The 7,178-nt window shown below is 59.8% G+C and carries 5 protein-coding genes and 1 pseudogene; 3 read left to right on the top strand and 3 right to left on the bottom strand.

Going from position 1 to position 7,178, the window contains the following annotated elements:
- Positions 1 to 1,001 (top strand): annotated as a pseudogene (locus ABYO54_RS11840) (hypothetical protein); the annotation flags it as partial.
- Positions 1,002 to 1,159: 158 nt separating this feature from the next.
- The gene (locus ABYO54_RS11835) at positions 1,160 to 2,611 is read left to right on the top strand and encodes an arylsulfatase (protein WP_372808461.1); all 1,452 of its coding nucleotides are present in this window, start codon (positions 1,160 to 1,162) and stop codon (positions 2,609 to 2,611) included.
- Positions 2,612 to 2,649: 38 nt separating this feature from the next.
- Here the strand turns inward: ABYO54_RS11835 and ABYO54_RS11830 are convergent, their stop codons facing one another.
- Positions 2,650 to 3,543, bottom strand: a complete 894-nt coding sequence (locus ABYO54_RS11830; protein ID WP_372808460.1) for an AraC family transcriptional regulator — start codon at positions 3,541 to 3,543, stop codon at positions 2,650 to 2,652.
- 134 nt (positions 3,544 to 3,677) lie between these two features.
- Between ABYO54_RS11830 and ABYO54_RS11825 the strand changes: the two genes are divergently transcribed.
- On the top strand, positions 3,678 to 4,625 hold the full coding sequence (locus ABYO54_RS11825; protein WP_372808459.1) for an SDR family oxidoreductase: 948 nt from the start codon (positions 3,678 to 3,680) through the stop codon (positions 4,623 to 4,625).
- Between the two features lie 62 nt (positions 4,626 to 4,687).
- Here the strand turns inward: ABYO54_RS11825 and ABYO54_RS11820 are convergent, their stop codons facing one another.
- Together ABYO54_RS11820 and ABYO54_RS11815 are read right to left on the bottom strand one after the other, a co-directional pair.
- The gene (locus ABYO54_RS11820) at positions 4,688 to 5,347 is read right to left on the bottom strand and encodes a response regulator (protein WP_372808458.1); all 660 of its coding nucleotides are present in this window, start codon (positions 5,345 to 5,347) and stop codon (positions 4,688 to 4,690) included.
- Between the two features lies 1 nt (position 5,348).
- A partial coding sequence (locus ABYO54_RS11815; RefSeq protein WP_372808457.1) for a histidine kinase occupies positions 5,349 to 7,178 on the bottom strand: 1,830 nt, incomplete at its 5' end.

Here is a 7,178-nt window from a genome sequence, read left to right as displayed (position 1 = left end):
TGACCACGGCGGAATATGTCGATGGCAAGGCCTATTTCTACTACGACTTCCCGAACGATCAGGACCCGCATCTCATCATCGATGCGGATTTGACCGACGGGAAGCTGGGCGAAGACATGGGGCTGGCCTTCAAGGATCCGTCCGACGGTTCCGACTGCGCCTTCATCCGGGATCTAGACGGCCATTTCCATGTTGTCGCCGAAGACTGGAGTCCGATCGATGCCAGCAGACACGCCTGGGATTCGCCGTTGGCGACCCATGCCGTCAGCCCCGACGGCATCGGCCGGTTTCAGATTCTTGCCCCGCCCGTCGATGAACGGACCGAGCCGACCGGGAAGTTTGCGGAATATCTGCATCCGCATTGGTATAAGGAAGATCCCGCAAACTATCCGGGGAAAGTGTACCAGGGGAAGGGGACGTACCACGGAATCAAGCCGGGGCAAATGGTGGCATTCGCCCAATATGAGATTCACGAGCCGGAACAGAGTGCCTACGGCGACTGGGCGGCGATTTCCATTGGCGGGCAATACTATCTCTTCTGCGATTTCGATCCGGCAAGCGCCCACGGCGATAAACAGGCGATGAGCGTGGCCTGGTTCACCTCCCCGGATATCAATAAGCAGTTCACCTTCTGCGGCAATCTCGGTTCCGGCCACCCCGATCCGGACGTCATTTTCGCCGAAGGTCGGTTTTATCTGGCGACCCAGATGTCGACCGACTACGTGAGCCCCGGCCCGTGGGTGGACGGCGTGAAGGTGCGCGTCGGCGTCGACACGAACCAGGACGGGGCAATCGACCAATGGACGGACTGGCAGGCGGTCAGCGAGCGCTATGAAGCGATTGAGGGATTTGCCAAACAGGTGGCCCGGATTCCGGCGGAGCTGGATCTGACCAGCCTGCCGGCAGGCTACGGGTTCCAGTTCGAGCTGAAGCTCTCGGATCAAACATCGAACGAGTCCAAGCCGATCATTGATCAGGTTCAACTAACGTTTGGGAAATAGCGGGTTTAATTCCGGATCCGGGGCACCGGACTGCGGTTGACCCCGATTTTAGGACCACTGGCTTAAGTGGAATCTGCGTCCTTGAAATGGTACGAATGTACGATGGTTCCAGGTGGAAGAACCGTTGGGCCATCAACGACCGCTAATGGAGAGGTAGCATGCGGAAACTGGGAATTTGGATGGGGACGATCGCGGTTGTTCTGCAGGCGGGAGCCGCTTCTTTGTCGGGGAGCCGCCCCAACCTGATTTTAGTCATGACCGATGACCAGGGAATGGGGGACCTTTCCTGCATGGGTAGCGATCTGGTGAAAACACCGAACCTCGACCGGTTCCATGGGCTATCCACCCGCTTTACCGAATTTCATGTCAGTCCGTCCTGTTCGCCGACCCGCGCCGCCCTGATGAGCGGATGTTATCCGTTCAACGTGGGGGTCACCCATACGATCCTGCAACGCGAGCGCATGAAGCTGGGTATCTTTACCCTGCCGCAGGCGTTGAAGAGCGCGGGCTATGCAACGGGCATTTTCGGCAAATGGCATTTGGGCGATGAAGAGCCCTATCTGCCGGGCAACCGTGGATTTGACGAGGCGCTGATCCACGGTTGCGGGGGGATCGGTCAGGGCGGCGATTTCCCCGCGAACAAGGAGCAGCGCTACTTCGACAATGTGCTCTTGCATAACGAAACCGTCGTGAAGACTCCCGGCTTTTGCACGGATCTGTTTTTCAAGGCGGCCTTGGGCTGGATTCAGAAGCAGGAGCAATCCGGACAACCGTATTTCGCCTATGTGGCGCCCAATGCGCCGCATGCGCCTTTGATCGCGCCCGAAAAATATAAACGGCGTTTTCTGGAACTCGGCTTCGATGCCGCGACGGCGGCGCGCTTCGGCATGATCGAAAACATCGACGACAATTTCGGCGTGCTGATGCGCAAGCTCGATGAATGGGACGCATGGGAAAATACCGTGGTGATCTTTACGACCGATAACGGCGCCAACTATCTGACGGGCAAACGCAACGGCGAACGGTTTTCCTATTTCAACGCGGGCTTGCGGAGTGGCAAGGGCTCGCCCTACGAGGGCGGCAATCATGTGCCGATGATCATGCGTTGGGACGGCGTGCTGGGAGCGGGGGTTGATATCAACGGGTTGGTCGCGCACGTCGATCTATACCAAACCTTCTGCGATCTGGCGGGCGTGAAGCTGCCGCAAACCATGCAGGCGCTCGACGGGCGTTCCTTCCTTCCCCTGTTGGAAAACCCTGCGGCCCCTTGGCCGGACCGGATGCTTTTCACGCATTGCGGGCGCTGGCCAACCGGCGAACGCGACGCCTATGCATTCAATAAATGCGCGGTGCGCACCCAGCGTTGGAGATTGGTGAACGGCGCCCAGCTCTTCGATATTGAAAACGACCCGGGCGAGCGCAACGACGTTGCATCGTCGTTCCCGGAGGTGGTGGAGCGGTTGCGCGCGGCCTACGGCGAATGGTGGAATTCCACGTTGCCGAAAATGGTCAACGAGGGCCTGTCGGCCACCCCGCCCGAAAAGCAACCCTATAAGCTTCGGTATGAGTCTCAACAGAAAGAACAAGGTGTTCCCGAGTGGTCTCCGTAGTCGGGAGGTGGCGGGGCTCCAGGCCGTCGCGCCCCCCGTCACGGAGTTTCCGCAGGTCGTTGCCTGGAGTGGCTCCACTGTCTGGGAGACTGTCCGTACATGCGTTTAAACTCCCGGCTGAATTGAGAGGAACTCACATAACCCACGTCCAGGGCCGCTTCGTTCACCGTCATTCCGCCGGCAATCTTCGTGGCGGCGCTGTTCAGCCGCATGGATTTGACGAACTGGATGGGCGACATCGTGGTGGCCTGTTTGAATTTGCGGTGGAACACGGCCCGGCTCATCCCCACCTGGGCGGCCATCTCTTCGATGGTGACGGTTTCATTCAAGCGGGAAGACAAAAGCGCTATTGACCGGGCGATCCCATTGCCCACGCCGAATGCTCGCCTTGCGGAATTCCCGGCCTCCCCCTTTAAAATGGCGTAGTACAGCTCGCGAAGCCGGCCGTCCCCAAGTACCGCCGCATCCGCCGGGTTATTCCCCACTTGCAGCAGCCGCAGCAACGCTTCCGTGAATGCGTCGTCCCAGCGGGCAAGTGCAATCCCCTGCGGCAGCTGCGCGCCGCCAGGCGTTCGGATGGTACCGGGCGCGTTTTCCATCTCAATGGCCAGTTGGGTCATAACTCGCGTATCCAGGGAGATCATCACGCCGAGGAGGGGATCGGCCGGCGACGCCTTAGGGGTCCCCGCCTCCACAGGCATCGACATGGCGCAACACATGTACCGGCTGCTGTCGTAGACAAATTGCCGACCATTCAATAGCGCTTCCTTCTGTCCGTTCAGGATGGCTACGACCGAGGGTTCGTACAGCGCAGGGGCGCAACGATGCGGCTTGGTGACTCGGAATACTTGCACCCCCTTCACCCCGGATTCCACCATGCCATCCTCGCAGACCCGGTCTTCGATGAGTTGTTTTATCTGTTGCTTGCTCATTCGGTCAACCTAGTGCCGGAAAGCGAAAAAATCAACCGTCCGATACAATTGGGCATGTATTTGCGACTATTCCGCCTAGATGTGACCGGGAATGAGCGGTACGGTTTTTGGCCGTCAAGCGAGGAGAATGAACCATGACCATCAAACAAAAATTTGGGCCGAAGGGCTGGACGCCGGAGCGTCTCGGCTCCCTCGATGGCAACACCTATGTGATTACGGGAGCCAACTCCGGTGCGGGATTCGAGGCCGCGCGGGTGTTCCTCGCCAAGGGCGCACGAGTGGTGATGCTGAACCGCAACGCCGATAAGTCAGCCGCCGCCATCGCGGCCCTGAAACAGGAATTCGGCCCTGCCGCCGAGGTGACATTCGTGCGTATGGACCTGGCGGTGTTGGACTCCGTGCGGAAAGCGGCGGCGGAGGTGTTGGCGAAGATCCCCCGCATCGATGCACTCATCTGCAACGCCGCCATTGCCCAGGTGGCTAAGCAGGCGATCACCGTGGACGGTTTTGAAAGCCAGCTTGGCGTGAACCATTTCGGCCATTTTCTCCTGTGTGGATTGCTCTTCGATCGGATCGAAGAGTCGCAGGGGCGCATCGTGGTCGTTGGCAGCAACGCGTATAAAATGGGGCGGAAGAAAATCCAGTTCGAAGACCTCAACTTCGACCGCAACTACACCGCCTGGAATTCCTACGCCCAGAGCAAACTCGCGCAGATGATGTTCGCCTACGAGCTGCAGCGCCGGGTTCAAGCGGCCGGCAAGAGGGTGGTGGTCCAGGTCTGCCACCCCGGCGCGTCACGAACCAATTTGTTGATGGACACGGCCAGCCCCTTCAACAAGAGGGTCTGGGCCATCCTCTCGCGGTTTATCGCACAGTCCGCCGAAAAGGGCTCCTGGCCCGAGGTGATGTGCGCAACGGAAGAGTCCGTGGAGTCGGCAAAGCTCTATGGCCCCACGAAACGAGCAGAGACGGTGGGGCCCGTCGGCGAGTGCCCGTTGCACAAGCTGGCCCTGAACCGGGAAATGGCGGCCCGGCTCTGGACGCTCTCCGAGCAGAAGACATCCCTGAACTGGCCGCTGTAGTTCGGGAAAAAAGGCAATGCCCGCGAATGGTGCATGCATGTAGCATCTCGCCGGATTCCGCTTCAGTTCCGAAACAGACCCAGGATGTGGGCTTTGTTGATGGCGGATGGGGCGTTGCTGACTTCGAGTTTTTCGTAGATGTGGGCCACATGGGTGTCGACCGTGGAGTAACTGATGTTGAGTTGCTCGGCGATTTCCTTTTTGACGAGCCCATCGCCGATCAGCGTGAGAATTTCGTATTCGCGCGGGGAAAGATCGATGGCAACCTGGTCGTTCGGCAACTTGGATTGTAGGCTGGCCACGATGAAGCGGGCGACGCCGGCATCGAGCGGCGCTCCGCCTTTCATGACGGAACGGATGCCGTCGGTGATCTGGCTGAGCGTGGCCGATTTCAGGAGATAGCCGGAGGCGCCGCGCCCGATGGCGCGGAGGACATCCGCCTGGTCGTCGGATTGGGTGAGGATGATGATTTTTGCATCGGGCAGGGCGGAGCGGAAGTAGGGCAAAGAGTCGAGCCCGTCCATGCCGGGCAAACGCAGGTCGAGCAGCACGAGGTCGGGCGCTTTGCGCGTGGACAGCTCTTGCAGGCTGCGCAGGGCAATTTCGGAAGTGCCGAACTGGCTGATCAGCTCGATGTCGGTTTCATCTTCCAGGGCCAGTTTGATGACTTCCCGGTATTCGGGGTTGTCCTCTACCAGCATGACGCGGATCGTTGGCTTCATCTCAAACCTTTAAGTTTTTTAGTTTAAACGTGAGGGTAATGCGGGTTCCGTTCGGTTCGGCTTTTTGGCTCGAGACCTGCCCGCCCAATAGCCGGGCGCGACGCTTCAAGGAGGCGGGAACTTCGCCGTTGAGCCCATGCCCGTTGTCGGTGACGGAGAGCTCGAGTTGCTTGTTCGTTGCGTTGAGCCGGGTTCTTACTTTCGTGGCGCCGGAATGGCGGATGATGTTGATGAGACTCTCTTTGTAGAACAGGAACAGGTCGATGCGCCTGCGGGGCCGGAGCTTTTGAAGCACTTCTTCGCCCTCGAAGCGGATCTCGTGGTCGAGATCGGCCATGATGCGGCTGGAGGTTTTACGCATGTCCTCGACGAGATCTTCGTAGAGCCCATCGGCTTCGAGTAGGTTGGTGCAGTAGCGGGCGGCGGCGCCGGTGCGTTCGGTAAGGGCGCGCATGCGCTGGAGGATCCGGTCGAGTTTTTCGGGGGTCTCCTTGGCGGACTGGGCGAGGTCGCCCAGCAGGCCGATGGCGTGGAGGTTGGCCCCCAGCTCGTCGTGTAGATCGGCGGCGATGCGCTCGCGGATGCGGTGGATGGTCCGCAACCGGATAATGCGGTCGATGAGGATCGTGATGATGGTTCCGCTCGCCAGTAGGATGGTCAGCCAGCCCATGCGGCGCAGGTTGTCTTTTTGGCGGGCATAGCGAAGGTTGAGTTCCTGCAGCAACGGGGGGCGTTCGGTTTCGAGTTCATGCCGCAATGCCAGCTGATTGAGCCATGCGTGAATCGGTAGTATGGTTCCGTAGATATTGAGCCCGTCGGTCAGGTTGGTCAATGGGCGGTTGGGGCTGGAGGACCCAAAGGAGGTGCTGACCGATTTCCCGAGCGCCAGGTTGCGCCCCCGGGAAAAAATTTCTATTTCCGCGAAGCCGATGCGCGCGGGAATCGGGCCATAGAGGGCCGTCGGGGAAGGTTCGATGACGTTGAAGCGAACATAGCGGCACGGGGTTTCGGGGAAGGGAAGCATCAGAATCGGCCCCATGTCGTAGAGGGTCTCATGGTGCAGGTCCGCCAGCGGGGTGGCATCGGAAAAATCAGGCTGATTGGCGCCTTCGATGCGCAGGTGTTTCGGGATGCCGTAATCGCCGATGAATGCCTGGGGAAGGGTGTCGCTCTGATCGACGGCATGCAGGTTGATCCGGGAGAGGGGAACGCTTTGACCGAGATCGATGGAGAGGGAGGGCAGGACGTCGATGATGGGCGGGGTTAGATAGGCGATGCTTTTGCTGCCCCCGGCGGCATCCATCAGGTAGGGCATGAAGCCATCCACCACAAATCGCGCGTCCCAGCCGGGGTTCTCGGTGGGGATCTTCGCCGGCACTTTTACCGGTTTATGCAGCGCCACGTTTTCCCCGCCGCTGAACGCCAGGATTTCGGAGAGCTGCAAGACATAGCTCTCGTCGAACGCGCGCAGGGAGAGTTGAACCGTTTCGATCCGGATCCACGAAGCCGTGATGCCGTTGCAGGGGATGGAAAACGGCGCGATACGCGGCAGGATGCGGTCGGCGCCGGTGTATTCGGCCACCACGTGACCGGCCGGGTTGTCGCCGACTCCGGCAACCAGCCGGAAATGCACCGGAAACCCGTCGGCCTGAAATCCGTTTTCGGTGTCGCGGCGAATGGCGGGAACCAGAATGACCTCGTCCAACGCCACGGGGGCGTTGAAGTTGATTTCGATCCATTCCGGCTGCTCGGGGGTCTTGTGGGGCGCGGACCGATATCCAATGGCGCCGACGCCCGTCCCCAGACCATAGTTGGCCAATCGCGAAAGCTG

Source organism: Pontiella sp. (assembly GCF_041622395.1).
Classification (GTDB): domain Bacteria; phylum Verrucomicrobiota; class Kiritimatiellia; order Kiritimatiellales; family Pontiellaceae; genus Pontiella.
Note: the sequence above shows the minus strand (reverse complement) of the source record. Positions and strands in the feature narration are given on the sequence as shown.

Coding starts and splice junctions, on each gene's coding strand:
- ABYO54_RS11825 (WP_372808459.1), top strand. CDS start 3,678: ATGACCATCAAACAAAAATTTGGGCCGAAGGGCTGGACGCCGGAGCGT.
- ABYO54_RS11820 (WP_372808458.1), bottom strand. CDS start 5,347: ATGAAGCCAACGATCCGCGTCATGCTGGTAGAGGACAACCCCGAATAC.
- ABYO54_RS11830 (WP_372808460.1), bottom strand. CDS start 3,543: ATGAGCAAGCAACAGATAAAACAACTCATCGAAGACCGGGTCTGCGAG.
- ABYO54_RS11835 (WP_372808461.1), top strand. CDS start 1,160: ATGCGGAAACTGGGAATTTGGATGGGGACGATCGCGGTTGTTCTGCAG.